Here is a 24,887-nt window from a genome sequence, read left to right on the forward strand (position 1 = left end):
AGGCCCGGCAAAGTAGAGGTCCGACAAATAAGTCAAAACCTTCCAGAGGGAACGGCCGACACGGCAGCGCCGGGAGGAAGAAAGCACTGCCGCGTTAAAATCAGCCACCGCTCATATCGACCGCATCATGCCTCTTTGCAATGCAGCATGCCTCATGAAAGGGCTGCACGGAATGCATGGCTATTGTCATATGGGTGACAAAGGTCGACCAGCTATCGAGCTTGGCCGGAAAAGACCCGATTAGAATGTCCAGCGCTGGGCTTTGGAGATCAGGAAGTCGCGGAAGGCCTGGACGCGCGCGACGGAACGCATCTCCTCGGCATAAACCAAGTAGCTGTCGAGGGAGGGCATCTCCACGTCGCGCAGGATCTGGATGAGGTCCGGGTTACCCACCACTGCATAATCCGGCAGCACCGCAATCCCGGCGCCTGTCTCGACGGCGAGCTTCAGGGCCGTGATGTTGTTGACCACATAATGGTACTGGCGCGGCTCACGCCCTTCGCGTCCGGCTGTGGCAAGCCAATGTACCGCCATGAGATAGGACGGCTGGTCACCACCGAAGGACACGATGCGATGCTCGTCCAGATCCTCCAGTGTCTTGGGCTCGCCGAACCGCTTGATGTAGTCGGCGGACGCATAGACGTGGAAGTGGATGGTGAAGAGGCGGCGCTGGATCAGGTCGGGCTGGGCCGGGCGGCGCAGGCGAATGGCGACATCCGCCTCCCGCATGGCGAGATCCAGTTCCTCATTGGAGAGGATCAGCTCGACCCGGACATCCGGGTAGAGATCCAGAAATTCCGCGATGCGCTGGGCGAGCCAGATCGACCCGAGACCGACAGTGGTGGTCACCTTCAACTCGCCCGAGGGGCGCTCGCTGGTCTCGACGAGCCGGGCCTTGGTGGTCTCGAGCCGCATGCGCATGTCGCGGGCGGCCCGGAACAGCAGGTCGCCCTGCTCGGTAAGGATCAGGCCTCTGGCATGGCGGTGGAAGAGCGGGGCCTTCAGCTCGCTCTCCAGGGCGCTTATCTGGCGGCTGACGGCCGACTGGCTCAGGCCCAGATCGTCACCGGCGCGCGTGAAGCTGCCCGCTTCCGCGACGGTGTAAAAGATCCGGATCTTGTCCCAGTCCACGGCATTCCCCTACAGCATCGGACCCAAAAGTGGATTGCACTTTTGGGATCGGATCCGATGCTTCCTTCTTGGATAAGAGCATCGTTGACGCGGAAAACCGGATCCACTTTTCCGCACGATGCTCTAAGCCCCGCATGCTCCTGACGCAAGGCACCTCTTATCTCTTATGAGCCGCGAGCCCGACGCAACAGGAAATCGGCCTGAAGGCTAAAGGGTTGTTAACAAATCCTATTCGGCGGCTTCCTGGGCGGCCTCGAGGGCCGCCAGATAGCGCTCCGAATCCAGAGCTGCCATGCAGCCCATGCCTGCCGAGGTGACCGCCTGACGGTAGATATCATCCGTGACGTCGCCGGCGGCGAAGACGCCCGGGATATTCGTCTCGGTGGAGCCCGGCTTCGTCACCAGATAGCCGCCCGACTTCATCTCAAGCTGGCCCACGAACAGCTCCGTCGAGGGCTTGTGGCCGATGGCGATGAACACACCGTCGGTCTTGAAGTCCGAGGCCTCGCCCGAGACGAGGTTCTTCAGCCGCACATGTGTGACGGAGGAGGGATTTTCCGAGCCGCAGATCTCCTCGACGGCGGAATTCCAGATCACCTCGATCTTGGGATGCTTGAACAGGCGGTCCTGCAAAATACGCTCGGCACGAAGTGAGTCCCGGCGATGGACGAGAGTGACCTTCGAGGCGAGGTTCGCTAGGTACAGCGCCTCCTCGACGGCGGTGTTGCCGCCGCCTACCACCACCACTTCCTTGCCGCGATAGAAGAACCCGTCGCAGGTGGCGCAGGCCGAGACGCCGAAGCCCTGGAACTGGCCCTCAGACGGCAGGCCTAGCCACTTGGCCTGGGCGCCGGTCGCGACGATGAGCGCATCGCAGGTATAGGTGTCGCCGGAATCGCCCTCAAGCCGGAAGGGGCGTTGCTTCAGGTCCACCTTGGTGATGTGGTCCGAGACCATCTTGGTGCCCACATGCTCGGCCTGCAGGCGCATCTGCTCCATGAGCCACGGGCCCTGGATCACGTCGGCGAAGCCCGGGTAGTTCTCCACATCGGTGGTGATCATGAGCTGCCCGCCGGGCTGGAAGCCGGAGATCATCACGGGTTCAAGAAGGGCACGCGCCGCATAGATCGCCGCCGTATAGCCTGCCGGCCCCGAGCCGATGATGATGAGCTTGGCATGAGAATTGGCCATCAGGGGGTCTCCAGTGGTAAGGCGATGTCCGGCACGCCGAGAGCGCGGCGGTGGCGGCCGAAGCCTTCAGCGATCGCCTTCGCGACCTTGGGTGTTGAATTTAAGGGTTCGTAGGGCTGTCCTACAAGACGGCCCTCGAAGGGATGCACAATTCCATGGCTTTTAAGCCCCTTCATGTAAACATCCAGTTTCGGATGGCCACCGGACGGCTCGAAGACCAGGATCGGCCGCCCCGTGGTGGCAGCCTCGCCGATCATGTTGAAGGAATCCGCCGTCGCGACGATGAAATCGGCCAGCGCTAAGAGGTCCACGTAAGGGTTCTCGCCGGTCCCATCCCAGAAGAAGCCGTCATGCCTGGAGGTGAGGGCGATGAGCGCGTCCCGCAAGGGCGCGGGAGTGCGGCGTGAGGCCGTGACCATCAGCCCGGCTCCGGCCTCGGCGATGGAGGTCAGGTTCCCCATCAGGCGGGCGATATCCTCATCCGTGAAGCGGTGGTGTCGGCTGTTCCCTCCGGCCAGAACGGCCACCCGAGGATGAGGCAGAGGGGCGAGGCGCGGATCGGGTTGCGCACGGGCGGTTTCGATCCGCCGCGCAGAGATCCGATGCGGCGGGGTGAGGGTGGTCAGCACGTTCGGCCCCTTTAAGCGATCGTAGCTTGGGGACCAGATGAAGTCGGCGGTCGTCGGTCCGGTGCGAGGATCCTTGAGGAACACCGTGTAGGTCTGCCCGCCGGACGCCCGTTTCACGTAGCGCAGATAGGCCACGGCCCGGCGGCCGGAGGCGATGAGAAGATCGGGGAAGGGCGGGGCGAGGGGACTGTCGGGAGCACCCGGCCGTTCGCGCGGGTCGATCGGTCCCCAGGGCATCAGCCATGTGAAGAGCGGCCTCGGCTTCACCCGTCGAACTTGCGGGACCAAGCCCAGCGCCTCGGCCACGCTCAGGGCCTGCAGCTCGTCCCCGGCCTTGCCGTCCGTCAGCACCCAGGTGATTGGGCCGGTTTCCTCGCGCAACATTCGATCAATGAGCCTGTGGAGTTCATGAAGTTCGTTGCGACTTAATCGCCCGTCCTCCTTGTGCGGATCCCTTATACGGTCTAGTCAGCCAAGACGAGATTTTTCGAACCAATACTGCATGATCCGGACGACAGGCCGGTTGTCCGCCCGTCCCGACCATGCCTACGGAGTTACCGTGCGCGGACGCCTCGATTCCATCGACTGGGCCATTCTGAAAGAGCTTCAGGCCGACGGCAGCATCACCAATGTGGAGCTCGCGCGCCGGGTCGGCTTGTCGGCGCCCCCGTGCCTGCGCCGGGTGCGGGCGCTGGAAAGCGCCGGCATCATCAAGGCTTACCGGGCGATCCTCGACCCGAAGAACCTGGGCTTCGAGATCGTCTGTTTTGCCATGGTGCAGCTCGACGTTCAGGGCAAGAAGGAGCTCGGGGAGTTCGAGCAGCGCGTGAAGGAATGGGCCATGGTCCGCGAGTGCTGGACCCTCTCGGGCGATATCGACTTCATCATGAAATGCGTGGCCCCGAACCTCGCCTCCTTCCAGGGACTGGTTTCCGAGCTCACCTCCCTGCCGAACGTGCGTAACGTCCGCACGGCCCTGACCCTCGACCTGATCAAGGACGAGCCGCTGGTGCCGATCGAGGACGTCGAGGCTGAGAAGGTCTAACCGGATCAATGCGACTGTAGCAACGTGAGGCGAGAGCCTGATCCCGGCTCTCACAGCGCGTTCAGATCACGAAGAAGTCCGAGATCGTGAGCTTGGGCTTGTTGATGAAGATCGCGATCTCGATGGCCTTACCTGCCTTGTTCCCGTCGGCATCGTAGGACAGGACGCCGTTCTTGCGGTTGTAGACCAGGTAATCGTTGCCGTCGTTCGGCGCGCCGAGTTCGAGATAGGTCTTGGACAGCTTCGCCGGCTTCTCGAGTGAGCCCTTCTTTCCAAGCTTGGTGAAGAACGCGTTGTCGAAATAGAGCGAATCCTTGCGCGGATCGAAATCGGTGATCGTATCGCGGTTGCTGCTCGACGGGCGCTGGTCGAACACCACTACATCCTTGCCGCTGCCGGTGGAGATCCGGTCGCGTCCGAGATCGCCATGCAGCCGGTCGCTGCCGCCGGCGCCCGACAGGGTGTCGTTGCCGAGCTCGCCGAACAGGATGTCGGCCCCCGAAGTGCCGTTCTTGCGCAGCGGCGTCTTCTCGCGCACGTTCGCGACGCTCAACGTCACATCCTGAACATGGCTGCCACCGAAGGCGTCCGTCACCTTGAGGCGCAGGCTGTGAGACGCGGCCTTTTCGTAGTCGAGCTTGGCGCCGGCCTTGAGCTTGATCGCATTGCCTGAAACCTCGAACAGCGCGTTCGACGTCGGCGCGTTGCCTGCATCGACCAGGGTGTAGGTGTGTTTGTCGGACAGGTCGAGATCGACCGTCGAAAGCGTACCGGCCGTGGTGCCGGCCGCAGCCGTTTCTTGGATCGACCCGCTGAGCGCGATGCTTTCCGGCGCGGCATTGATCTTGAAGCGCTGGAAGAAAATACCGCCGTCGGCATCCTCTTGCCCAGGCTGATCGCCGGCGCCCTCCCAGCCGACGACGAGGGTGCCGTCCTCCGCGAGATCCAGGAGCGTGCCGGTCTGGGCGCCGGTCTTTGAGGTGTTGACCAGGATCTCGCCCCCGACGCGCTGGCCGTCGCCGTCGAAGACCTGCATGAAGAGGCCGGTACCGTCGCCATCGGGGCCCTGCCAAGCCACGACGAAGCTGCCGTTCGGCAGAGCGCGGATCATCGCGTCGGTCTGGATTCCGCCTGTCGTTGTGTTGACCCGAATCTCGGAGCCCATTCGGTTGCCGTTGCTGTCGAACATCTGCATGAAGATGTCGCCGTAGTCCTCCTGCCCGCCAATGGAGCTCTTTCCGGTCCAAGTGAAAACGGAGCGTCCGGTGGCGGGGAGATACCCAAAGTTGAATCTGGGAAAGTCATCGACTGACTCCAGGTGGATTTCCATGCGGATTTCTGGGCCGATCTTGACTCCGGACGGACTGAGCGCCTGGACGTAAAGCGCATCGGGCTCCTGCACATCATCGGTGATGACCGACCAGACCGCGACGGCATGCTTGAGGCTATATTGATTGGTGTTCAGGTCCTTCTGGTAGCTGCTGAAGACAAGCAGATCGCTTTGCTCGCCTTCGGTGGTCGTGTTCAAGCGCGTCTCGGAGCCGATTTTTTCCCCACGGGCATCGAAGCGCTGGTAAAACAGGCCGCTGTCGTCCTTATGGCCCTCCTGCGTGCCTTCTCCCGACCAGAACATGATGAAGCCACCGTCATCCATCGTCATCATGGCGGTGGTTCTGAACTGATCTCCTTGAGTCGAGGCGCTGACGACCCGTGCGTCGCCGTTGGGTGTGCCGTCCGCGTTGAAGATCCGGTAGTAGAAGTTGATGCTTTCGTCGCCCTTGGGCTCGTGCCAGAACGTCGCCCATTTGCCGTCCGCCAAAGTACGGATGTTTGGCGCGACGCTCACATTTTGGGACGAGATCTCGATCTCACCGCCGCGCTTTTCACCATTGGCATGGAACGCCTGCTGGTAGGTCCCTCCGAAGGAGGCCTTGTAGGCGATGACAAACCCGCCGTCAGGGAGTGCAGTGGCTGTGGTCAGAGATTCCCGGCGCCCCTCCACGGCCGCGTTGACGCGCGTCTCCCGACCTATGAACTCCCCGTTGGGGCCCATGAGCCGGAAAAAGACGCCTGCGTCATCCTCCTGGCCTGACTGAGTGCCGCGCCCATTCCAAATGACGAGCGAGACGTCGTTGCGCAGGAACACGTTGCGCCAAGACCCTGTCCCCGATAAGCCGTTTTCCGTCTCGTTGATGCGGAATTGCTGTCCGAGGGTTCCGTTTGCATCGAAGGTGCGGAAATAGGCGTTCCCACCTAGGGCGGGATCGGCCATGCTCCAGACCGAGGCCAATGTCGTCCCGGTCAGCGCGACCGTCAGAAAGTCCGATCTGACCTCCCCGTCCGTCTTGTCGTTGACGCGGATCTCGCCGCCGATCTTCACCCCGTTGGCATCGAAAAGTTGCTGAAAATAGCCCTTGTCGTCTTCCTGGCCGGAAATGGTACCGTTGCCGATCCACTGCATGACGAACCGCCCGTCAGGCAGCCCGATCAATTGCTGCGCAGATTGCGCTCCGGATGCAGATAGGCTGGTACGGGTCTCCCCGCCGAGGCGGACGATATTGTATGGCATGGCGAAGAACCTCAAGGACGCGCTAAGCGAAGCTTAAGGTAAGGTTGTATACTTACAAGACAATTTACCTGATAGTCTCAGATCTGCCGCCGCAACCAGCGGACCCAGTGCTGGGTCACAGCGACGGTGCGGCCCTGCTCGTTGGGAGCGACGCTGGGAGCACGGGCGCTGAGCGCGGCCAGCATCGGGTGCTGTGCGAAGATCTCGCCCCGACCGCCGACAGCCAAGGCTTCGCCTTCCACCGTATCGTCTCCCCCACCGTCACCGCCGCGCCAGCGGGAGCCGCCACCCCCTCCCGGGAAAGGGCTCAAAATAACGCTGGTCAGCCGTACGACGAGCCGGGGACCGCGCGGATCGACCCTGTCGGCGAAGGAGCGCCGCAGCTCGTCGAGAGCGACTTCTCCCACGAAATCGGCATAGGGCCCGAGGCCCTTGGCTTTCAGGACGCTCACATCGACGGAGAAGGACGAGAATCCTTGAGGGAAGCTTTGCGCCTGAGCGGGCAAAGTAAGGCCTGCGCCAGCGAGACCGGCAGAGGCGAGAGCTTTCAGAATGGAGCGGCGGGAGAGAGGGGACATCATCGGATTTCTCACTGGTGAAGCCCCCTTCTTCGCATCAGGCGCCAAACTGGACGCCGACAACCTCGTAGGACTTGCCGCCACCGGGGGTCGAGACCTCCACCGTGTCGCCGATGGTCTTCCCCATCAGGGCGCGGGCGATGGGGGAGGCGACCGAGACGCGGCCCGAGCGCACGTCGGCTTCGGGCTCGCCGACGATCTGGTAGGTTTTCTCCTCCTCGGTGTCCTCGTCCACGAGCTTCACGACCGCACCGAACATGATCCGGTCGCCCGAGAGCTTCGTGATGTCGATGACCTCGGCACGGGAGATCAGGCTCTCCAACTCAAGGACACGCCCTTCGTTGAGGGACTGGGCTTCCTTAGCGGCATGGTATTCGGCGTTTTCCGACAGGTCGCCAAGCGCGCGGGCTTCCGCGATTGCTTGGATGATCCGGGGGCGTTCCACCTGCTGCCGGTGCCTGAGCTCTTCTTCGAGCGCCGCAAAACCCTTGATCGTCAGAGGGACCTTGTCCATCGTTTGTCTCGTCCAAAAAGAGGTACGAGGCCGCTGTTTCCAGCGCCCTCGCATGTCAACGAAAACTCCATCGAAGCTTCGCAGTTCCAATGTGAGGCCGGATGCCTCAGGCAAAGTATTCCTGAAGCGCCCGGACTTCGAGATCGCCGCTGAGGTATGCCTTGATACCCTCGGCTGCGGCGACCGCTCCTGCAAGAGTGGTGTAGTAAGGTATCTTATGCAAGAGGGCAGCCTGTCTCAAGGAGCGGGAATCCGACAGGGCGCCGGCTCCTTCAGTGGTATTGAAAACCAGCTGGATGTCACCGTTCTTCATGGCGTCGACCACGTGGGGTCGGCCTTCGAGCACCTTGTTGACGCGCCGGGCCTTGACGCCCTGCTCCTCGAGATACCGCTGGGTGCCGGCGGTCGCCACGATTTGGAATCCGGCCTCCTCCAGCATCTTTACGGCCGGCAGGATGCGTGGCTTGTCCGAGTCGCGGATCGACACGAACAGGGTGCCGGTCTTCGGCAACTGACTGCCGGCGCCGAGCTGGCTCTTGGCGAAGGCCACCCCGAAGCCCCGGTCGAGGCCGATGACCTCGCCGGTGGATCGCATCTCAGGCCCGAGCAGCACGTCCACGCCCGGGAAGCGGTTGAAGGGGAACACGGCTTCCTTCACGGCGATATGCGCTAGCTCCTTCGGCTTGAGGCCGAACGTGGCCAAGCTCTCGCCGGCCATGATGCGCGCCGCGATCTTGGCAACGGGCTCGCCGATGACCTTGGCCACGAAGGGCACCGTGCGCGAGGCGCGGGGGTTCACCTCCAGCACGTAGATCGTGCCGTCCTTGATGGCGTATTGCACGTTCATCAGACCGCCGACTTCGAGCGCCAGCGCCAGCGCCTTCGTCTGGCGCTCCAGCTCGGCGATGATCTCAGGAGACAGGGAGCGGGGCGGGAGCGAGCAGGCGGAATCGCCCGAGTGGATGCCCGCCTCCTCGATGTGCTCCATGATGCCCGCGATGAACGAGTCCTTGCCGTCGCAGAGGCAGTCCACGTCGACCTCGATGGCGTCCGAGAGGTAGCGGTCGAAGAGCAGTGGGTTCTTGCCCAGCACCGTGTTGATCTGGCCAGTCTTGTCGTTGGGGTAGCGGGCCTTCACGTCCGATGGGATCAGGCTCGGCAGGGTGCCGAGCAGGTAATCCTCGAACTGCGCCTCGTCGCGGATGATCGCCATAGCCCGGCCGCCGAGCACATAAGATGGACGCACAACGAAGGGCAGGCCGAGTTCGGCGGCGATGAGGCGAGCCTGCTCCACGGAATAGGCGATGCCGTTCTTGGGCTGCTTCAGATGCAGCTTGTCGAGCAGGCGCTTGAACCGGTCGCGATCCTCGGCAAGATCGATGGCATCCGGCGAGGTCCCGAGGATCGGCACGCCTGCCTCTTCGAGCGCGTGGGCGAGCTTGAGCGGCGTCTGGCCGCCGAACTGCACGATCACGCCATGCAGCGTGCCCTTGGAGCGCTCGGTCTCGATGATCTCCAGCACGTCCTCCTGCGTCAACGGCTCGAAGTAGAGCCGGTCGGAGGTATCATAGTCGGTCGAGACCGTCTCCGGGTTGCAGTTGATCATGATGGTCTCATAGCCCGCGTCCTTGAGCGCGAAGCAGGCATGACAGCAGCAATAATCGAACTCGATGCCCTGGCCGATGCGGTTCGGGCCGCCGCCGAGGATGATGACCTTCTTGGCATCGGACGGATTCGACTCGTCGGCCGGGGCGCCGGCGAACGGAGCAGTATAGGTCGAGTACATGTAGGCGGTGGGCGAGGCGAACTCCGCCGCGCAGGTATCGATGCGCTTGTAGACCGGGCGCACGGCAAGTGAGCGGCGCAAGCTCCGCACCTCTTCCTCGGTCTTGCGGGTGAGCACGGCGAGGCGGGCATCCGAGAAGCCGAGTGCCTTGATCTGGCGGAAGGCGCCGGGTGTCTGCGGCAGGCCGTGGGCCTTCACCTTGGCCTCCATGTCGATGATGTCCTGGAGTTGCTCCAAGAACCAGGGATCGATCTTGCAGGAGGCATGGACCTCGTCATGGCTGACGCCGAGGCGAAGGGCCTGGGCGACCTTCAGGATCCGGTCCGGGGTCGGAGTGCCGATGGCGGCCTTGATGGCGTTCCGGTCGTCGCCCTTGCCCATGCCCTCGATCTCGATCTCATCAAGGCCGGTGAGGCCGGTCTCCAGCGAACGCAGGGCCTTCTGCAGCGATTCCGGGAAGGAACGGCCGATGGCCATGGCTTCGCCTACGGATTTCATGGCCGTGGTGAGGGTCGTCGAGGCGCCCGGGAACTTCTCGAAGGCGAAGCGCGGGATCTTGGTGACCACATAGTCGATGGTCGGCTCGAAGGAGGCCGGCGTCGCGCCGCCGGTGATGTCGTTGGCGATCTCGTCCAGCGTGTAGCCGACGGCGAGCTTCGCCGCGACCTTCGCGATCGGGAAGCCCGTGGCCTTGGAGGCGAGCGCCGAGGAGCGCGACACGCGCGGGTTCATCTCGATCACGATCATGCGCCCGTTCTCCGGGTTGATCGCGAACTGCACGTTCGAGCCGCCGGTCTCGACGCCGATCTCGCGCAAAACCGCCAGCGAGGCGTCGCGCATGATCTGGTATTCCTTGTCGGTGAGCGTGAGCGCCGGCGCGACCGTAATGGAGTCGCCGGTGTGCACGCCCATGGGGTCGAAGTTCTCGATGGAGCAGATGATGATGCAGTTGTCCGCCTTGTCGCGGACGACCTCCATCTCGTACTCCTTCCAGCCGAGCACGCTCTCCTCGATCAGCACCTCGTTCGTGGGGGAGGCGTCGAGGCCGCCTTCCACGATGCTGAGGAATTCCTCGCGGTTATAGGCTATGCCGCCGCCGGTGCCGCCCATGGTGAACGACGGGCGGATGATGGCGGGCAGGCCCACTTCGGCCAGGGCCAGCAGGGCCTCGCCCAGGGCGTGCTCCTGGTAGCGCTTGCGCCGCTCGTTCTCGCCCGCGTCCCACTTGAGCTTGTAGGCGGCAATCATCCGCTTCTTGTCGCCCGGATGGATGTCGAGCGCTTCCATGCGGGCGAGTTCTGCGAGATAGGCGTCGCGGTCGGCCTTCTTCAGGGCCGAGGCGTTGGCAAGCCGCGACTTCGGCGTGTCGAGGCCGATCTTGGTCATGGCCTCGCGGAAGAGCTGGCGGTCCTCGGCCTTGTCGATGGCTTCCGCCGTGGCGCCGATCATCTCGACGTTGAATTTGTCGAGCACGCCCATTTTTTTAAGCGACAGGGCGCAGTTCAGCGCCGTCTGGCCGCCCATGGTGGGCAGAATCGCGTCCGGGCGCTCCTTCTCGATGATCTTGGCGACGATCTCGGGCGTGATCGGCTCCACGTAGGTGGCGTGCGCGAGATCCGGGTCCGTCATGATCGTGGCGGGGTTCGAATTCACCAGGATGATGCGGTAGCCTTCCTCCTTCAGAGCCTTCACGGCCTGGGTGCCCGAATAATCGAACTCCACGGCCTGGCCGATGATGATCGGACCGGCGCCGACGATGAGAATGGAGGAGATGTCTGTCCGCTTCGGCATTGGGCCACCCAGGCGTGTCCAGCCGCGCGGCCGTAGAGCTACGGCGCTTCAAGCGCAGCCGGGATGTGATCGGATTATAGGTTGAGGGAGGCTCTTACACGGACCTTGGGCAAATTCAAAGGCCTTAGAGCATCGGACCCAAAAGTGGTCCCGCTTTTGGGATCCAATCCGATGTCCAACTTTTGGCTGGCTCATCGCTGGATCCTCACGATGCGCCAGCCATGATTTAGACAGCCAATGCCCATGCGGTACGATCCGCCGCGACCGAGTCGGCAACGGAGTTGGGAAAACATGGCCACGACAGAAGAACCGCGCTGGACCGTCGTGACGGGAGCCTCCAGCGGGATCGGCGCGGAGCTGGCCCGCGCGTTCGCGGCCCGGGGCTATCCGCTGGTCCTGACCGCCCGGCGGCACGAGCGGCTGGAGGCGCTGGCCGACGAGATCCGCCAAGCCCATGGGGTTCCGGTCGAGGTCATGGCCCTCGACCTCGGAGACAGGGAGGCACCCCAGGACCTGCAGGATATGCTCCGGGAGCGGGGCATTGTGGTACATACCTTGGTCAACAATGCGGGGTTCGGCTTACGGGGTTACTTTGCCTCGCTTCCCCACGAGCAGCAGCTCGCCATTATCGACCTCAACGTCACGGCTCTGACCTCCCTGTCCCGCTTGATGCTGCCGGGCATGATCGAGCGCCGGCGGGGCGGGATCCTGAACGTGGCCTCCATCGCGGCTTTCCAAGCCGGACCTTACATGGCGGTCTATTACGCCACGAAGGCCTTCGTGCTGTCGCTGTCCGAGGCCCTCCACGACGAGGCCAAACCCCACGGCGTGACCGTGACGGCCCTCTGCCCAGGTCCAACGGAAAGCGAGTTCTCGGCCACGGCAGGCCTGAAGGATTCCCGGCTCTTCAATGCCGGCGTCATGCCCTCGGAGGAGGTCGCCCGCGTCGGACTTGAGGGCTACGAGGCGGGACAGGCCATTGTAATTCCGGGCGCGAAGAACCGGGCGGGCGCCATTGGGGCCAAGTTCATGCCGCGCTTCGTCTCCCGCCGGGTCGCCGGGCTTCTGCAGGGAATGAAGTGACGGGCAGGGCATAAGCCGCTATCGAAGCATCGTGACCGCCTCCCGTCCCCTCCATCGCCTCGCCCGCCAGTTCACCGCCTTCTTCGGCGTGGGACTCGTCGCGGCTGTCATCCATTACGGGCTCCTGATCGGCCTCGTGGAGGGCAGTGGGCTTCACCCGGTTCCGGCGACGCTCGCGGGCTATGTGGCAGGCGGGCTCGTATCCTATGGGCTCAACCGCCGCCATACCTACGGCAGCGAGCGGCCGCACCGGGAGGCAACCTGGCGCTTCGCCGTCGTGGCTCTAATCGGCTTTCTCGTGACCTGGTTCCTGATGCACGCTTTCACGATCTGGCTCGCGGGTCCTTACCTGCCGTCGCAGATCATCACCACAGGCGTGGTGATGGTGTGGAGCTTCATGGCGCACAAGAAATGGACGTTTGCCTAAGGCTTGAGCTGCGCCAGGAAGCACCGGTCAAGTTCCAGGACTGGGGCGCAGCCCTGGGCTGCATTTCTGCGGGTCGCCCGAATCTTTTTGCAGTGCAATATGAAGGCTTGCTCATCCATCACCGAAAGTCTGGGGGCTTCATGTCCGACATGGCCATTGCCGAGGAAGCCTGTCTTGTTGCGAAGGACACGACTCCTGCCTTTCCGCGCTCCCGCCTGGCTGTCGCGCTGATCGAGCTGGCGCTCGCCGTCGGGAGCTTCGGTATAGGCACCGGCGAATTTGCCATCATGGGCCTGTTGCCGAACGTCGCCCAGGAATTCAACGTCACGACGCCTGAAGCCGGATACGCGATCAGCGCCTATGCCCTTGGAGTCGTTGTGGGTGCGCCCATCATCGCCGTCCTGGCGGCCAAGCTCGCCCGTCAGACGCTCTTGCTTCTCCTCATGGCCGTTTTCGCCGTCGGCAATGTGGTGAGCGCCATCGCGCCGAGCTTCGAATCCTTCGTGCTGCTGCGCTTCCTCACCGGCCTGCCGCACGGGGCGTATTTCGGCGTGGCTGCCTTGGTCGCAGCCTCGCTGGTGCCGCCCAACAAGCGCACCCAGGCTGTCGCCCGTGTCATGCTGGGCCTCACCGTGGCGACCTTGCTTGGCACGCCAGTCGCGACCTTCTTTGGGCAGGTCGTCAGCTGGCGGATCGCCTTTGCGGCCGTCGGCTTCATGGGCGCACTGACTGTGTTGCTGATCTGGCTGTTCCTGCCGAAGGACAAGGTCCAGGAGGGTGCAAGCCCCATGCGGGAGCTCGGCGCCTTCAAGCGCAAGCAGGTCTGGTTCACCCTGGGCATTGGAGCCGTGGGCTTCGGTGGCCTGTTTTCCGTCTTCTCCTATATCGCGTCGACAGCCACTCAGGTGGCCGGAATGCCCGAGAGCGCCGTTCCGATGATGATGGCCCTGTTCGGCGCCGGCATGATCGTGGGTAATCTTGTGGGCGGCTGGCTTGCCGACAAGAACCTGATGGCCACCATCGGCGGCACTCTGGCGGGCAGCGTCGTGGTGATGACCGTGTTCTGGCTGACCGCCGAGAACCCTACCATGATCGCGATCTGCGTCTTCCTAGTCGGCTGCAGCGTGGCCATCGGGCCTGCGCTCCAGACCCGGCTCATGGATGTGGCGGCCGATGCGCAGACCCTTGCCGCAGCCCTTAACCACTCGGCCTTCAACATCGCCAATGCGCTTGGCGCCTGGCTCGGCGGCCTCGCGATTGCGGCCGGTTATGGCTTCGAGTCAACGGGCTGGGTGGGTGCCGTGCTGGCGGTTGCAGGTCTGGTCGTCTTCGGCCTGTCGCTGGCGAGCGATCAGCGCTCCGTCAGATCCTCGGCGTCCAGAGCCTGAGCGGGCCGTGCCACAAAGGTCATGCGGGCTTGGTTGTGCCCGAGATTACGCGCAGCCCGTTCCGGCCTGAACCCGGCATCCTCCAGAAGATCGACGATCTCATCCTCGCCGTACTGAGCAAGCCCGAACTCCTCGCGGATCTTGCGGTACTCGGAAAAGGCCGTGCGCGCGAGGCCGGTTACGGCTGAGCGCAGGAAGCCGCCCTGCCAGGCGAAGGACAGCAATGCCCTTGCATCAGTGAGCGGGCTGATGTCTGGCGGGATGATGTCGCCGAGGATCAGCCTTCCGTTCTCTTTCAGCTTGTCGTGGGTGAGCTTCAGAAGGGCGCGGAACTCATCCAGGGACAGGTACTGGACGAGGGAGTTCACCACGATGAGATCAAAGGAGGCGTCCGGAAGATCGGCGACGTCATCCGTCGACAGCACCGTGATCCGCTCATTGCCCTTGAAGCGCTCGTTCAGGCGCTCGCGCACCAGCGGCGCCGCATCGCTTAAGATCAGGCGGGCGCATTTCGCCGCGATCTTGTCCGCAAACAGAGCCTCGCCGCAGCCGTAATCGAGCACCGCCGCGTCCGGGGAGGGAATGAGGCCGATGATGTCGTTCGCGATCAACCGGTAATGGAGGAGCTTGTGCCGCTCGCCCGTGTAGATCGGCGTATCCTGGTTCCAGTAGTCGCGCCAGTTCATCGATGAAGCTTTCCCTGCTCGGTTCAGGATTTCGCGGACAGCGAGGCCGATTCATGAAGCCTGACGGGCAGTTTCGCAACCTGCTCGGTTGGGGTGCGGAGTTCATTCAGGAACACGTCTTGCGCATAGGTCAGGTCAAGCGGGCAAGTACGCCGGGGTTTGCTGATAATGATCTATTAATGAAAGACGCTGGAAAATTTAGGTTGCGCACAATCTAAATAGTGGTTACGGTTGCTTTTATATTGCACGCAATCAAATTGTGAGCATGCAATTTGACAGCTTGATATCAGGCATGACAATCTAAGGAGCTATCTGATGACCCCTCTGTACACAGCCCATGCTTCAGCCCAGGGCGGCCGCGAAGGCGTTGCTGCTTCCAACGATGGGAAGCTGGAGGTTCGCCTCTCCACGCCGAAGGAGCTTGGCGGCGCGGGCGGCGAGGGGACCAACCCGGAGCAGCTCTTTGCAGCTGGCTATTCGGCCTGCTTCCTTGGCGCGCTGAAGTTCGTGGCGGCTCAGAGCAAGGTTGCTCTCCCGGCCAATACCCATGTCGAAGCCAAGGTCGGTATCGGCAAGCGTGATGACGGCGCAGGTTTCGGATTGGTGGTCGAACTGAAGGCCAGTCTGCCAGGGCTGCCTCATGAGCAGGCCACGGACCTGCTGCACAAGGCCGACGTGGTGTGCCCGTACTCGCACGCCATTCGTGGCAACGTTCAGGTCACGCTGTCGGTCTAAGCTTCAACAATAAAGCCGTAGGGGCGAAGGCCCCCTGCTCACCGGGCAGGGGGCTCTTTTATGGTCAGATCCACAGCTTCATAAGCGGCCCGTCGGCGCCGTCCACAGGATCGGCATCCGGCAAAGGCACCTGGGCGATGCGCTGCTGCGAGGACGCCAATGCCTTGGGGTCGTCGCAGACGGTATCGTAATCGGATCCGTTCGGGTAGGCGCCGACCACAGCGAAGTCGTCGCTTGCATTGATTAATGCATGGGCGACGCCGGCCGGAACGACGATGACATCCCCCATGGTGACGGAGACGAGTTCGCCGTCCTCACCACCGAAGCGGACCCGACCCGAGCCCGACACGATGCCGAGCACCTCATGAGTGTTGGAGTGGTAGTGCTGGTAATCGTGGATGCTGTCGAGCCACGCATTCGTCCAGCCGTTCTTGGCGAAGGTCGCCTTGAAGGTTCTGACCGCATCGTGCTCAGAAGGGGAGATCGCCCCACGGCGGACGATCAGCGGCAGCGACGAGTTCGGCACGATGCCGTTGTTGCGGAAGATGTAGGTCTCAGTCCCGAGCGGTGCGTTGTAGCCGTGGGGATCGCCGTATCCTTTCGCCTGAGCCATGTGTCTCTCCCTTCATATCGGGGAGAGAACGCATGGTGCAGGAGAAAGATCGACCTGGACCGTTGAAGGGTTTGGCTTACATGCCGATGAGCATCGCCGCGACGGCGCGGTCGATGGACAGGTAGAACATGCCGAAGGCCACCATTGCGGCGAAGGCGAACTCGATGATCTGGTTCTTGAAGATGCGGAACTGTGCGAAGAGGTTCTGGCCAAAGATGGAAATCAGCCAGGCCGCGGTGAGCACCACCGGGAAAATGAAGAGATAGGACCAGGTGCTCTCGACCGGACCCACATTGGCCGGGTCGATCAGCGGGCGGATGTTGCGCACCCACGGAGCATAGAAGGCGGCGTAGAGCGATGTCAGCCAGGCGAGCGACACGGCAATGCCGAGGTGGAACGTGAACAGATTGTGCAGCCGGCTGAATTCGCCGGAATCGTCATCGAAAGTCATGGATGAAATACCCCCAAATCAAGGCCCGAGATCATTTTCGTTTTATGGTTAATGATCGGTTACCGTGATTTGGGTGGCTGGCGCAACCGACCCGTTTGTCGCGGCGCCAGCCTTTAGAGGGTCGTCAGGCCCTGGTCTTCTTCTCGTCCATCAGCTGCACGAAGCGGTCGAACAGGTAATGGCTGTCCTGCGGGCCCGGCGAAGCTTCCGGGTGGTACTGCACCGAGAAGGCGGGACGGTCGGTCAGAGAGATCCCGCAATTGGAGCCGTCGAACAGGGAGACGTGGGTCTCCACGGCGTTTGTCGGCAGGGTTTCCGGATCCACCGCGAAGCCGTGGTTCATGGAGGTGATCTCGACCTTGCCGGTGGTCCTGTCCTTCACCGGGTGGTTCGCCCCGTGATGGCCTTGGTGCATCTTCTTGGTCTTGGCGCCCACGGCCAGGCTCAGCATCTGGTGGCCGAGGCAGATGCCGAAGGTCGGGATCTTCTCGTCCAACACCTTGCGGATGACTGGCACGGCATATTCACCGGTCGCGGCCGGATCGCCCGGGCCGTTGGAGAGGAACACGCCGTCGGGCTTGAGGGCCAGCACGTCCTCGGCCGTGGCGGTGGCGGGCACCACCGTGACCTTGCAGCCGGCCTGGGCCAGCAGCCGCAGGATGTTGCGCTTCACGCCGTAGTCGATGGCCACCACGTGGTGCTTATGAGCGCCGTCCTGATGGCCGTAGCCCTCGCCCCGGTTCCAGGTGGTCTCGTCCCAGTCGAAACGCTGGCCGCTGGTGACCAGCGGCACGAGGTCCTGGCCGTCCATGGACGGGAGGGCGGCAGCCGTGGCCTTCAGGGCCTCAATGTCGAAGCGGCCTTCCGGGTCATGGGCGATGACCGCATTGGGCATGCCCCGGTCGCGGATCAGGGCCGTCAGCGCCCGGGTGTCGATTCCGGTGAGGCCCACGATCTGGCGCGCTTTCAGCCAGGCGTCGAGGTCGCGGGAGGCGCGCCAGTTGGACGGCTCGGTGATCGAGGCTGCCAGCACGACACCGCGCACGCCCGAGGACGAGGCAGCGTTGACGCTCTCGATGTCTTCCTCGTTGGTGCCTACATTGCCGATATGCGGGAAGGTGAAGGTGATGATCTGGCCGGCGTAAGAAGGGTCCGTCAGGATCTCCTGATAGCCGGTCATGGCGGTGTTGAAGCAGACCTCGCCGGTTGCGTCGCCGATGGCGCCGATGCCGAAGCCCTCGAGAACCGTGCCGTCCTGGAGCACGAGAACGGCCGTCGCGCGCGGCTCTGCCCAGCCACCGCCCGTGTCTTTGTCTTGCAGCATCGTCATGATCTCTTTAAGTCCGGGGCCAATGGGCCGTGCTTGAGCAGGCCGCTAACGGGCCGCCCGTGAACTGTCCTGCGTGACTTAAGGGGCCGGTCGCCGTCAGTCAACGCTCAAGCAACCGAAAACCAAGGAGATATCCATGCTGCGCGAACGTTTCACCGCCGACATGAAGGAGGCCATGAAGGCTGGGGAAAAGGGGCGCCTGGGTGCCATTCGCCTGATCCAGGCCGCCCTCAAGGACAAGGACATCGAGGCTAGAGGCAACGGCAAGGAGCCTCTCTCCGACGAGGAGATCCTGGCCATGCTGCAGAAAATGGTGAAGCAGCGTCAGGAATCGATCACCATGTACGAGCAGGGCGGACGCACGGAGCTGGCCCAGCAGGAAAAGGACGAGGTGGCGGTCATCACCTCCTACCTGCCGCAGCAGATGGATGAGGCCGAGACGAAGGCCGCCATCGAAGCCGTTATTGCCGAGACCGGCGCCGCCTCCATGAAGGACATGGGCAAGGTCGTGGGTGCGCTCCGCGCCAAGTATGCCGGCCGCATGGACTTCGCCAAGGCGAGCGGCCTCGTGAAGGACATGCTTCCGAAGGGCTGAGCCATCCCAAACACACCTTCGTTATCACCGGCCTTGTGCCGGTGATCCCGACCCTGTGAGGTGCAGCGCTTTTCCAATCGAGATGGCCGGGACAAGCCCGGCCATGACATTGGACAAGTAGGACGAAGCCCTTATGGCTTGACCGCCGGAGCCCCGGCACTGGCCTCAGGCGCCTGGCCGGGATTGCCCATCCGGCCGCGTTGCTGTTCCGCCTGCTTCTGAAGCTCCTCCTGGATCTTCTTCTGCTGCTCGGCCAGAACCTGCGGATCGACCGGCGGGCCATCGAAGGCCTTGCCGAATCCATCCGTCGGCACGGTGAAGGTCACTTCCTTGCCGCCTTGGTTCCGGGCGCTGACATTCAGGGTCGTGCCCTTCTTGAGGGCGGCGACGAGGTCATCCTTCACTGCTGCTTCAGCAAAGCAACCATGCGGGAGGCAGCTGGAGTAGCGGCCGGCCACGGGCTGGCTCTTCTCCGCGGCGATCCGGATGCCGGGCGGCACCAGCAGGCCGAGCGGCATCAGGATCCGCAGGAGCTTGGGCGCATTCTTGGCCTTCACGTCATAGAAGGCCACCGCAACAATCCGCTGTCCCTTGTCGGTCACGAAATCGCGTGTGGTGTAGCAAGTCTCGGCATTCGTGCGCTCATCCTTGCCGCAGACCTTCGTCCATTCCGGCTGAGCCGGCGCGGCCTTGAGGGCGACCACCACGGGAGCGGCAGCCGGAGGCTGGGCCTGCTGGTTCTTTGGAGCGGGCTGTTCTTTCGGCGCAGGCTGCTTCGGCTTTGGGGCCTGCCCTGAGGTCTGGGCCAGGGCCGGCAGGGGGCTGAGCGCCAGCATGGCGGCCATCGCGGCCCCGGAAAGTCGGGAAAGGGTGGGCATTTCGGGAGTTCTCCTCTCGTTGAACTGAACGGTCATCGGCCGGCTCTCCCGGGAGCTGAGTGGCACTCAGCTGGAACCCGCCTTGGGGATCGGCCGTCTATCGGGCAGGTTGATGTCAGAATTTGGATGACGGGTCGTTAAGGCCAAACTGCAGGAGTGCGCGAATGAACAAGGGATTTGGCGTAACCGTGACGGTGCCGCAGCCGAACGGCCAGGAACCCAAGACGGCTCCCTTGGTGGTGGTCGCCCGCGACGAGCGGGATGCCGAGCTGGTTGCCGCACAGGCCGCAGGGCCGCAGGCCTCCGCCGAAACCCTGCGCGAACTCACGGACGAGGAGGTTCTGGCCTATGATCTCGATCTCCAGGCGCATGGCAGTGCGAAAGTCCTGCCCATCCTCAATCTCTAGCGCTTCCATATGAGGGCGAAGCGCCGCAGCGACCGGCACCATCGTCTGATGTTCAACACCCGGCTTTGCTGATAGGCAGGTTCACGTCCCCGTTACCTTTACCCAATGTCCTTGCAGTCAATTACCTCCGCATCCCTGACCCGTGAATGGCCTCTGTCCATCATCACCGGGTTGGGTCCAGGCCAGAATTGTAAGGATCATGCCACCGGTGAGCGCAATGCACGGTAAGCCCGAAGCTCCCATGCGCTCTCCAGGAGATGCTCCGACGGACCGTCTGCGGTTCTTCTTTCAGCAGGCCCCGGGGATGATCGCCATCGTCAGCGGGCCCAACCACGTCTTCGAATTCGCCAATGCGGCTTATCTCGATCTCGTCGGCCGGCGCGAGGTCGTCGGTAAGCGAGTTCGCGATGTGCTGCCCGAATTGGAAGAGCAGGGCACCGTGGCGCTCCTCGACAAGGTGTATGCGACGGGAAAGCCGTTCATCGGGCGGAGGATGCCCGTTGCCTTTCAGCGGCAGGCGAACGCCCCGGCTGAAACCCGGTACATGGACTTCGTCTACCAGCCGGTGTTGGACGAACAGGGACGAGTGACGGGCATCTTCGCCCAAGGCTTCGACGTTACCCAGCAGGTCGAGACCGAAACAGCCTTCAGCGAAAGCGAGGCCCGATACCGGCTCTTTTCGGAGGAGACCCGGGAAGGCGTGGTCATTCACAACGGCGAGGTCATTCTCGACTGCAACCCTGCCTATGCGCGAGTCTTCGGTTACGACGATGTCGCCGAGGTGATCGGGCTGCCCAGCACGGCTTTCGTGACGCCCAGGAGTGCAGCCCTTCTTCAGGAGAAGGGGGCTCGCGGTGATGAGGAGCCCTACGAGATCGAAGCGATCCGCAAGGACGGCTCCGCCTTCCCTGCCGAGTTCGTGGGCAGGGTGGCCACATGGAAAGGCCAGAAGGTCCGGATTGGCTTGGCGCGCGATCTCACCGAGCGCAAGCGGCGCGAGGCTGCGCTGCGTGAGAGCGAGGCTCACTTTGCCGCCATCTTTGACCAATCCGCTGCAGGGCTTGCGGAAGCTGACCTGTCAGGGCGCTTTATCCGGGTGAATGACCGGTTCTGTGAGATCTCCGGCTATGCCCGGGAGGAGCTCCTGAATGGCCGGCGCATGCAGGACATCACCCATCCCGATGATCTTCCCCGAAATCTCGTTCTGCTCCAGAGGTCAGTTGAAACCGGCGAACCGTTCGAGATTGAAAAGCGCTACATTCGTCCGGACGGTTCGGAGGTCTGGGTCAGCAATACGGTGACTCTGATCCGTGATTCGATCGGCGAGGCACACTCAATTGCGTCGGTTAGCATCGATCTCACGGCGCGCAGGGAGGCCGAGGCCGCCTTGCGTCAGAGCGAGTCTCGCCTTCGGCTTGCGCTCGATGCCGGTCGCATGGCCGTGTGGGAAAGCGACAACCGCACCAACTCGGTGACGACCTCACCCGAACTCAACCGTCTTCTTGGCTTCCCCGAGGATGCGTCTCCGACCATCGAGGAGATCAGGTCTCGCTATGCGCCGGGGGCTCAGGACCGGCTCCGGACGGCGGCTGCCGCCGCGCTCCAACGGGGTGAGCGCAATGCCGAGGAAGAATTCGAGATCATCTGGCCGGACGGTTCCCGTCATTGGCTGCTTCTGAGGGCAGACCTGGAGGTTATGCCAGGAGAAGACGGCGCGGTTTCCGTCAAAGCGACGGGCGTTGCCTTCGAGATTACTGAGCGCAAACTTTGGGAGGAGCGTCAGCGCCTTCTCATCAACGAACTCAATCATCGTGTGAAGAATACGCTTGCCACCGTGCAATCGATCGCTCTCCAGAGCTTTCGCCACACGGACAAAGCAAACGGTTCGAACGTCACGGCCTTTCAGGATCGGCTGTTCGCCCTGGCACGGGCGCACGACATCCTTACCCGCGACAACTGGGAGGGAGCCGAGCTTCGCGACATTGTCGGCGAGGTGATCGAACCCTATTGCCGCCAATCCAGCGGGCGCTGCGACATCGATGGGCCGCGTGTCCGCCTGACGCCGAGCATGGCGCTCGCCTTGTCCATGGCCGTTCATGAGCTTGCAACCAACGCCGCGAAGTATGGAGCCTTGTCGGTGGCAGAAGGGCAGGTGTCGGTCTCGTGGTCAATCATGTCTGGCACACCAAGGCAACTGACCCTATGCTGGGAGGAGCGCGGCGGCCCTCCCGTCGCGTCGCCGGAGCGAAGGGGATTCGGCACGAGGCTGATCGAACGAAGCCTGGCGCAGGAACTCGCAGGCGAGGTGAGTCTCGCTTATGTCCCGACAGGAGTTGTGTGCACCGTCAAGGCTCCGCTGCCTGACGGCATCATCTAGCCCCAATCAGAATTGCACTGTCGCTCGTGCTTAGGAGCGCGGTATCGGAATCGGTGCCGAATGCCTTGGCTTCGGAGCCTCCACGAGGCGAAACTGCACGGGAGCGGATGTCCAGGTGGTGGGCAGCTTCAGAGGGACAGCGCACGCCGTCAAGAGGCTTTGTCCCTCCGCATTCCTGACCTCAAAGACATAGCCGGGTCGCTCGAGCTGCGGGCATTCCTTCCATCGGTCGAAATCAACCCACTCGCTCAAAGCCTTCTCCCGTCAAAGATAGAAATCCGTCTGCTTCAGGGACAGGACAGTTGGAAGGCTGATCTGAAAATCAGCCACATGGTCGCCGTTGACGTCGCCGGACAACAAGCCGTCACGGAAGTTCAGCTGCCCGGCCTTGCCGGTGAAGGCACTGCCGCCGATGAACGAGAATGCCTGGTTGCCCGAGAGCTTCGTGTTGGCGTCGATGCTGCGCAGGTCAATCCTGTCCGTTCCGGACACGAAATCTTGGATTGTATCAAACGCACCCGCTGCAGTTTCACTCCGCGCCTTGAACACGAAAAGGTCGGCCCCTGAACCGCCGGCCAGGACGTCGCTCCCCGCACCGCCATACAGGGTGTCGCGGCCGCTGTGCCCGTACAAAGCATCGGCCCCAATACCGCCATCCAGATAATCGGAGCCGTCGGCGCCTTCGAGCCGGTCGGAGCCGCCACGGCCGGAGAGAGAATCCGATCCGGAGCCGCCGATCAGAACGTTTGCGGCATCATTGCCTTTGAGCGTGTCGGCATAGGCGCTGCCGGTCAGGTTCTCGATGCCGACATAGCGGTCTCCGGAGGCATCCCGCGTGTTTCTCGATGCGGCCATCAGGTCGGCGATAACGCCCGCTCTGGCGGTCGCATAGCTGGCGGTGTCCATACCGGTGCCGCCATCGAGGATGTCGCGCCCCGAGCCGCCGGTCAGGATGTCGTCGCCATCCTGGCCATAGATGGCATCGTTCCCGGACCAGCCGTTGATCTGATCGTTTCCGTCCGCGCCATCGAGCCTGTCGGCCGCACTGGTCCCGCTGAGCACGAGATCCTGCTTGGGGGGAGGATTCTCCGTGACCGGCGGTTCGTCCGTCACTGGCGGCTCATCTATGACAGGAGGTTCGGTCGGCACCGGCGTGTCAGCCGGGGCGAGTTCCGCGAGGGAGTAGATCCTGTCCTTGAACTGGATCATTTCGATATTCGAGATGATGTCCGTGCCATCCAGCGCGCCCGTGCGCAGGTCCGCGACCTGAAGCGATCCATTGGCCAGCCGTGTGACGCTGTAATCCGAGCGCTGGCTCCCGAAGATCGCCGTGTCGCTGCCGATCCCTCCGTCGAGCATGTCGTCACCTTGGGCGCCGGTGAGCCTGTCGTTGCCGGCATTGCCCTTGAGCGTGTTCGCAGCCTGGTTGCCGACGATCACATCCGCGCCCGTTCCGCCGATGGCATTCTCGATCAGGGAGCGCGTGTCGCCCTGATAAAGCAGCGCGTTGGCGATGTTGCCGGCCGCTAACCGCGAACCGTCATAGTGCAGTTTGGCCAGCTGGCTCGTGGCCGTGGTCGTCCAGCTTCCGGGGCGCAGATCGACCTTCAGGTTGGTGCCGTAATTGGAAAAATCATAGGTGTCGTTGCCGCCGCCGTCCCAGATCGTCAGCAGGATCCTGTTGCCGCCGGGGGCGCTCTGGCCGATGCCATCGACGAACATCTCGCCGGTCGTCGCGCTCCAGCGATAGACCGTGCTGCCGCTGTTGGTGGCGTAGTTGGCGCCATAGAGGTGCTGCACGGCGGCGATGTCGAGCATCATCAGCGACTGGGCGTAGCCCCAGGTCTCGTTCATGTAACCGCGTGTCGCCGAGGCGCCGATATAAGAGCGATAGCTCATGACCGTGTACTCCATGGAGTCACGGTCGGTCGGCATGCCGGCCTCATGAGGATGCTCCAGCCCGAGGGCGTGGCCGATCTCGTGGATAAAGGTCAGGAAGGCGTAGTTGCCCTTCATCGGGTTGCTGTACGCGCCGCTCGACTTGTTGAACCAGGCGTCACCTCCCTCAGTGTCCGTGGAGGGATAATAGGCCCAGGCCGTGCTGGGCAGGTCGGATAGGCCAAAACGCAGATCGGCGTGAGCGGTCGCCGACTCGCTTATTTCAGTAAAGGTGACGTTCGCCACGGAGGCGAACATCGACAGGGCCGTGCGGGTGGTCGCTTGCTGAAGGGGGGTGAGCGCGCCGAAGGTGGCAGTCTCTCCCTCACCGTAGGACATGCCGTAGGGAGAGACGCTTGTCGGAAAGCTGTAGGTGAAGGTGTTGACGGACCATTTCAGGTTTCCAAGAAGGCCGTCGATGTAAGTATCGCCTGATGAACCAATTATCGTAACAGCGGGCATCGCCCTGAGCTCCAAAAATTCTTTGTTGTCGTTTTTTGCAATGCTTAGATGCTGGCACTGGGCCGTTAATAATCTTGAAACAAGCTACGCGACTTAATTCAGAATTTGGCTCCTGCATGGCAGGCGAATCAGAAGGGTAAGTGGTCAGCTAGGCCTTGGGAAGACGCCTTTTGGGGCCTGCGACGAGGTTCCGCTCCTGACCGGAGGACTGCTCCTGTGGATTGTGGGCACAGAAAAGCTTGGCCGTTCCGTTTTTGCGCTCCTGCCCCGCCGCCCTAGGTTA

Annotated in this window: 21 protein-coding genes; 8 read left to right on the plus strand and 13 right to left on the minus strand. The window is 62.8% G+C overall.

Going from position 1 to position 24,887, the window contains the following annotated elements:
• Positions 1–240: 240 nt before the first annotated feature.
• The 3 genes from I2H36_RS00310 to I2H36_RS00320 all read right to left on the minus strand — a co-directional run bounded on the left by I2H36_RS00310 (position 241) and on the right by I2H36_RS00320 (position 3,335).
• Positions 241–1,131, minus strand: coding sequence for a LysR substrate-binding domain-containing protein (locus tag I2H36_RS00310; protein ID WP_196261905.1), 891 nt, complete (start codon positions 1,129–1,131; stop codon positions 241–243).
• Between the two features lie 228 nt (positions 1,132–1,359).
• Positions 1,360–2,322, minus strand: coding sequence for a thioredoxin-disulfide reductase (gene trxB, locus I2H36_RS00315; RefSeq protein ID WP_196261906.1), 963 nt, complete (start codon positions 2,320–2,322; stop codon positions 1,360–1,362).
• Complete coding sequence (locus I2H36_RS00320; protein WP_196261907.1) at positions 2,322–3,335, minus strand: mitochondrial fission ELM1 family protein; 1,014 nt, start codon at positions 3,333–3,335, stop codon at positions 2,322–2,324. Before I2H36_RS00320 ends, trxB begins: the two co-directional genes overlap by 1 nt.
• A gap of 175 nt (positions 3,336–3,510) precedes the next feature.
• On the opposite strand from I2H36_RS00320, the gene I2H36_RS00325 reads away from it, so the two are divergent.
• Complete coding sequence (locus I2H36_RS00325; RefSeq protein ID WP_196262561.1) at positions 3,511–3,996, plus strand: winged helix-turn-helix transcriptional regulator; 486 nt, start codon at positions 3,511–3,513, stop codon at positions 3,994–3,996.
• Between the two features lie 61 nt (positions 3,997–4,057).
• Here the strand turns inward: I2H36_RS00325 and I2H36_RS00330 are convergent, their stop codons facing one another.
• The 4 genes from I2H36_RS00330 to carB all read right to left on the minus strand — a co-directional run bounded on the left by I2H36_RS00330 (position 4,058) and on the right by carB (position 11,234).
• A complete protein-coding gene (locus tag I2H36_RS00330; RefSeq protein WP_196261908.1) occupies positions 4,058–6,565 on the minus strand; it encodes a hypothetical protein in 2,508 nt (835 codons plus the stop codon).
• 77 nt (positions 6,566–6,642) lie between these two features.
• Entirely contained in the window at positions 6,643–7,146 is a 504-nt protein-coding gene (locus I2H36_RS00335) for a twin-arginine translocation signal domain-containing protein (protein WP_196261909.1), read from the minus strand.
• 34 nt (positions 7,147–7,180) lie between these two features.
• Complete coding sequence (gene greA / locus I2H36_RS00340; RefSeq protein ID WP_196261910.1) at positions 7,181–7,657, minus strand: transcription elongation factor GreA; 477 nt, start codon at positions 7,655–7,657, stop codon at positions 7,181–7,183.
• A 106-nt stretch (positions 7,658–7,763) separates the two neighbouring features.
• The gene (gene carB, locus I2H36_RS00345; RefSeq protein ID WP_196261911.1) at positions 7,764–11,234 is read right to left on the minus strand and encodes a carbamoyl-phosphate synthase large subunit; all 3,471 of its coding nucleotides are present in this window, start codon (positions 11,232–11,234) and stop codon (positions 7,764–7,766) included.
• A 291-nt stretch (positions 11,235–11,525) separates the two neighbouring features.
• Between carB and I2H36_RS00350 the strand changes: the two genes are divergently transcribed.
• The 3 genes from I2H36_RS00350 (at position 11,526) to I2H36_RS00360 (ending at position 14,132) form a co-directional block, all read left to right on the plus strand.
• Positions 11,526–12,317: an SDR family NAD(P)-dependent oxidoreductase gene (locus tag I2H36_RS00350; protein WP_196261912.1), complete on the plus strand. Its 792-nt coding sequence runs from the start codon at positions 11,526–11,528 to the stop codon at positions 12,315–12,317.
• Positions 12,318–12,348: 31 nt separating this feature from the next.
• On the plus strand, positions 12,349–12,744 hold the full coding sequence (locus tag I2H36_RS00355; protein ID WP_196261913.1) for a GtrA family protein: 396 nt from the start codon (positions 12,349–12,351) through the stop codon (positions 12,742–12,744).
• 149 nt (positions 12,745–12,893) lie between these two features.
• Positions 12,894–14,132 (plus strand): MFS transporter, encoded by a 1,239-nt coding sequence (locus I2H36_RS00360; RefSeq protein ID WP_425523268.1) that lies wholly within the window; start codon positions 12,894–12,896, stop codon positions 14,130–14,132.
• On the opposite strand, the gene I2H36_RS00365 is transcribed toward I2H36_RS00360, so the two are convergent.
• Positions 14,096–14,818, minus strand: coding sequence for a class I SAM-dependent methyltransferase (locus I2H36_RS00365; RefSeq protein WP_196261915.1), 723 nt, complete (start codon positions 14,816–14,818; stop codon positions 14,096–14,098). The genes I2H36_RS00360 and I2H36_RS00365 overlap by 37 nt on opposite strands.
• Positions 14,819–15,133: 315 nt before the next feature.
• On the opposite strand from I2H36_RS00365, the gene I2H36_RS00370 reads away from it, so the two are divergent.
• Positions 15,134–15,553: an organic hydroperoxide resistance protein gene (locus I2H36_RS00370; RefSeq protein WP_196261916.1), complete on the plus strand. Its 420-nt coding sequence runs from the start codon at positions 15,134–15,136 to the stop codon at positions 15,551–15,553.
• A gap of 64 nt (positions 15,554–15,617) precedes the next feature.
• On the opposite strand, the gene I2H36_RS00375 is transcribed toward I2H36_RS00370, so the two are convergent.
• From I2H36_RS00375 to carA, 3 genes are all read right to left on the minus strand, one after another.
• Complete coding sequence (locus I2H36_RS00375; protein WP_196261917.1) at positions 15,618–16,166, minus strand: cupin domain-containing protein; 549 nt, start codon at positions 16,164–16,166, stop codon at positions 15,618–15,620.
• Positions 16,167–16,242: 76 nt separating this feature from the next.
• The gene (locus I2H36_RS00380; protein WP_196261918.1) at positions 16,243–16,617 is read right to left on the minus strand and encodes a hypothetical protein; all 375 of its coding nucleotides are present in this window, start codon (positions 16,615–16,617) and stop codon (positions 16,243–16,245) included.
• 124 nt (positions 16,618–16,741) lie between these two features.
• Positions 16,742–17,941 (minus strand): glutamine-hydrolyzing carbamoyl-phosphate synthase small subunit, encoded by a 1,200-nt coding sequence (carA, locus tag I2H36_RS00385; RefSeq protein WP_196261919.1) that lies wholly within the window; start codon positions 17,939–17,941, stop codon positions 16,742–16,744.
• Positions 17,942–18,083: 142 nt separating this feature from the next.
• On the opposite strand from carA, the gene I2H36_RS00390 reads away from it, so the two are divergent.
• Entirely contained in the window at positions 18,084–18,542 is a 459-nt protein-coding gene (locus I2H36_RS00390; protein WP_196261920.1) for a GatB/YqeY domain-containing protein, read from the plus strand.
• Positions 18,543–18,673: 131 nt separating this feature from the next.
• On the opposite strand, the gene I2H36_RS00395 is transcribed toward I2H36_RS00390, so the two are convergent.
• On the minus strand, positions 18,674–19,420 hold the full coding sequence (locus I2H36_RS00395) for an invasion associated locus B family protein (protein ID WP_196261921.1): 747 nt from the start codon (positions 19,418–19,420) through the stop codon (positions 18,674–18,676).
• A gap of 164 nt (positions 19,421–19,584) precedes the next feature.
• On the opposite strand from I2H36_RS00395, the gene I2H36_RS00400 reads away from it, so the two are divergent.
• Entirely contained in the window at positions 19,585–19,827 is a 243-nt protein-coding gene (locus tag I2H36_RS00400; RefSeq protein WP_196261922.1) for a hypothetical protein, read from the plus strand.
• 217 nt (positions 19,828–20,044) lie between these two features.
• Positions 20,045–22,204 (plus strand): PAS domain-containing sensor histidine kinase, encoded by a 2,160-nt coding sequence (locus tag I2H36_RS00405; protein WP_246718611.1) that lies wholly within the window; start codon positions 20,045–20,047, stop codon positions 22,202–22,204.
• A 264-nt stretch (positions 22,205–22,468) separates the two neighbouring features.
• Here the strand turns inward: I2H36_RS00405 and I2H36_RS00410 are convergent, their stop codons facing one another.
• On the minus strand, positions 22,469–24,604 hold the full coding sequence (locus I2H36_RS00410; protein ID WP_196261924.1) for a M10 family metallopeptidase C-terminal domain-containing protein: 2,136 nt from the start codon (positions 24,602–24,604) through the stop codon (positions 22,469–22,471).
• Positions 24,605–24,887: the final 283 nt, after the last annotated feature.

The sequence above is a fragment of the Microvirga terrestris genome (genome assembly GCF_015694425.1).
GTDB lineage: Bacteria > Pseudomonadota > Alphaproteobacteria > Rhizobiales > Beijerinckiaceae > Microvirga > Microvirga terrestris.

Excerpts from the sequence above, each read along its gene's own strand:
- trxB (WP_196261906.1), bottom strand. The coding sequence starts at position 2,322 with ATGGCCAATTCTCATGCCAAGCTCATCATCATCGGCTCGGGGCCGGCA.
- I2H36_RS00320 (WP_196261907.1), bottom strand. The coding sequence starts at position 3,335 with ATGTTGCGCGAGGAAACCGGCCCAATCACCTGGGTGCTGACGGACGGC.
- I2H36_RS00330 (WP_196261908.1), bottom strand. The coding sequence starts at position 6,565 with ATGCCATACAATATCGTCCGCCTCGGCGGGGAGACCCGTACCAGCCTA.
- I2H36_RS00335 (WP_196261909.1), bottom strand. The coding sequence starts at position 7,146 with ATGATGTCCCCTCTCTCCCGCCGCTCCATTCTGAAAGCTCTCGCCTCT.
- greA (WP_196261910.1), bottom strand. The coding sequence starts at position 7,657 with ATGGACAAGGTCCCTCTGACGATCAAGGGTTTTGCGGCGCTCGAAGAA.
- carB (WP_196261911.1), bottom strand. The coding sequence starts at position 11,234 with ATGCCGAAGCGGACAGACATCTCCTCCATTCTCATCGTCGGCGCCGGT.
- I2H36_RS00350 (WP_196261912.1), top strand. The coding sequence starts at position 11,526 with ATGGCCACGACAGAAGAACCGCGCTGGACCGTCGTGACGGGAGCCTCC.
- I2H36_RS00360 (WP_425523268.1), top strand. The coding sequence starts at position 12,894 with ATGGCCATTGCCGAGGAAGCCTGTCTTGTTGCGAAGGACACGACTCCT.
- I2H36_RS00365 (WP_196261915.1), bottom strand. The coding sequence starts at position 14,818 with ATGAACTGGCGCGACTACTGGAACCAGGATACGCCGATCTACACGGGC.
- I2H36_RS00370 (WP_196261916.1), top strand. The coding sequence starts at position 15,134 with ATGACCCCTCTGTACACAGCCCATGCTTCAGCCCAGGGCGGCCGCGAA.
- I2H36_RS00375 (WP_196261917.1), bottom strand. The coding sequence starts at position 16,166 with ATGGCTCAGGCGAAAGGATACGGCGATCCCCACGGCTACAACGCACCG.
- I2H36_RS00380 (WP_196261918.1), bottom strand. The coding sequence starts at position 16,617 with ATGACTTTCGATGACGATTCCGGCGAATTCAGCCGGCTGCACAATCTG.
- carA (WP_196261919.1), bottom strand. The coding sequence starts at position 17,941 with ATGCTGCAAGACAAAGACACGGGCGGTGGCTGGGCAGAGCCGCGCGCG.
- I2H36_RS00390 (WP_196261920.1), top strand. The coding sequence starts at position 18,084 with ATGCTGCGCGAACGTTTCACCGCCGACATGAAGGAGGCCATGAAGGCT.
- I2H36_RS00395 (WP_196261921.1), bottom strand. The coding sequence starts at position 19,420 with ATGCCCACCCTTTCCCGACTTTCCGGGGCCGCGATGGCCGCCATGCTG.
- I2H36_RS00400 (WP_196261922.1), top strand. The coding sequence starts at position 19,585 with ATGAACAAGGGATTTGGCGTAACCGTGACGGTGCCGCAGCCGAACGGC.
- I2H36_RS00405 (WP_246718611.1), top strand. The coding sequence starts at position 20,045 with ATGCACGGTAAGCCCGAAGCTCCCATGCGCTCTCCAGGAGATGCTCCG.
- I2H36_RS00410 (WP_196261924.1), bottom strand. The coding sequence starts at position 24,604 with ATGCCCGCTGTTACGATAATTGGTTCATCAGGCGATACTTACATCGAC.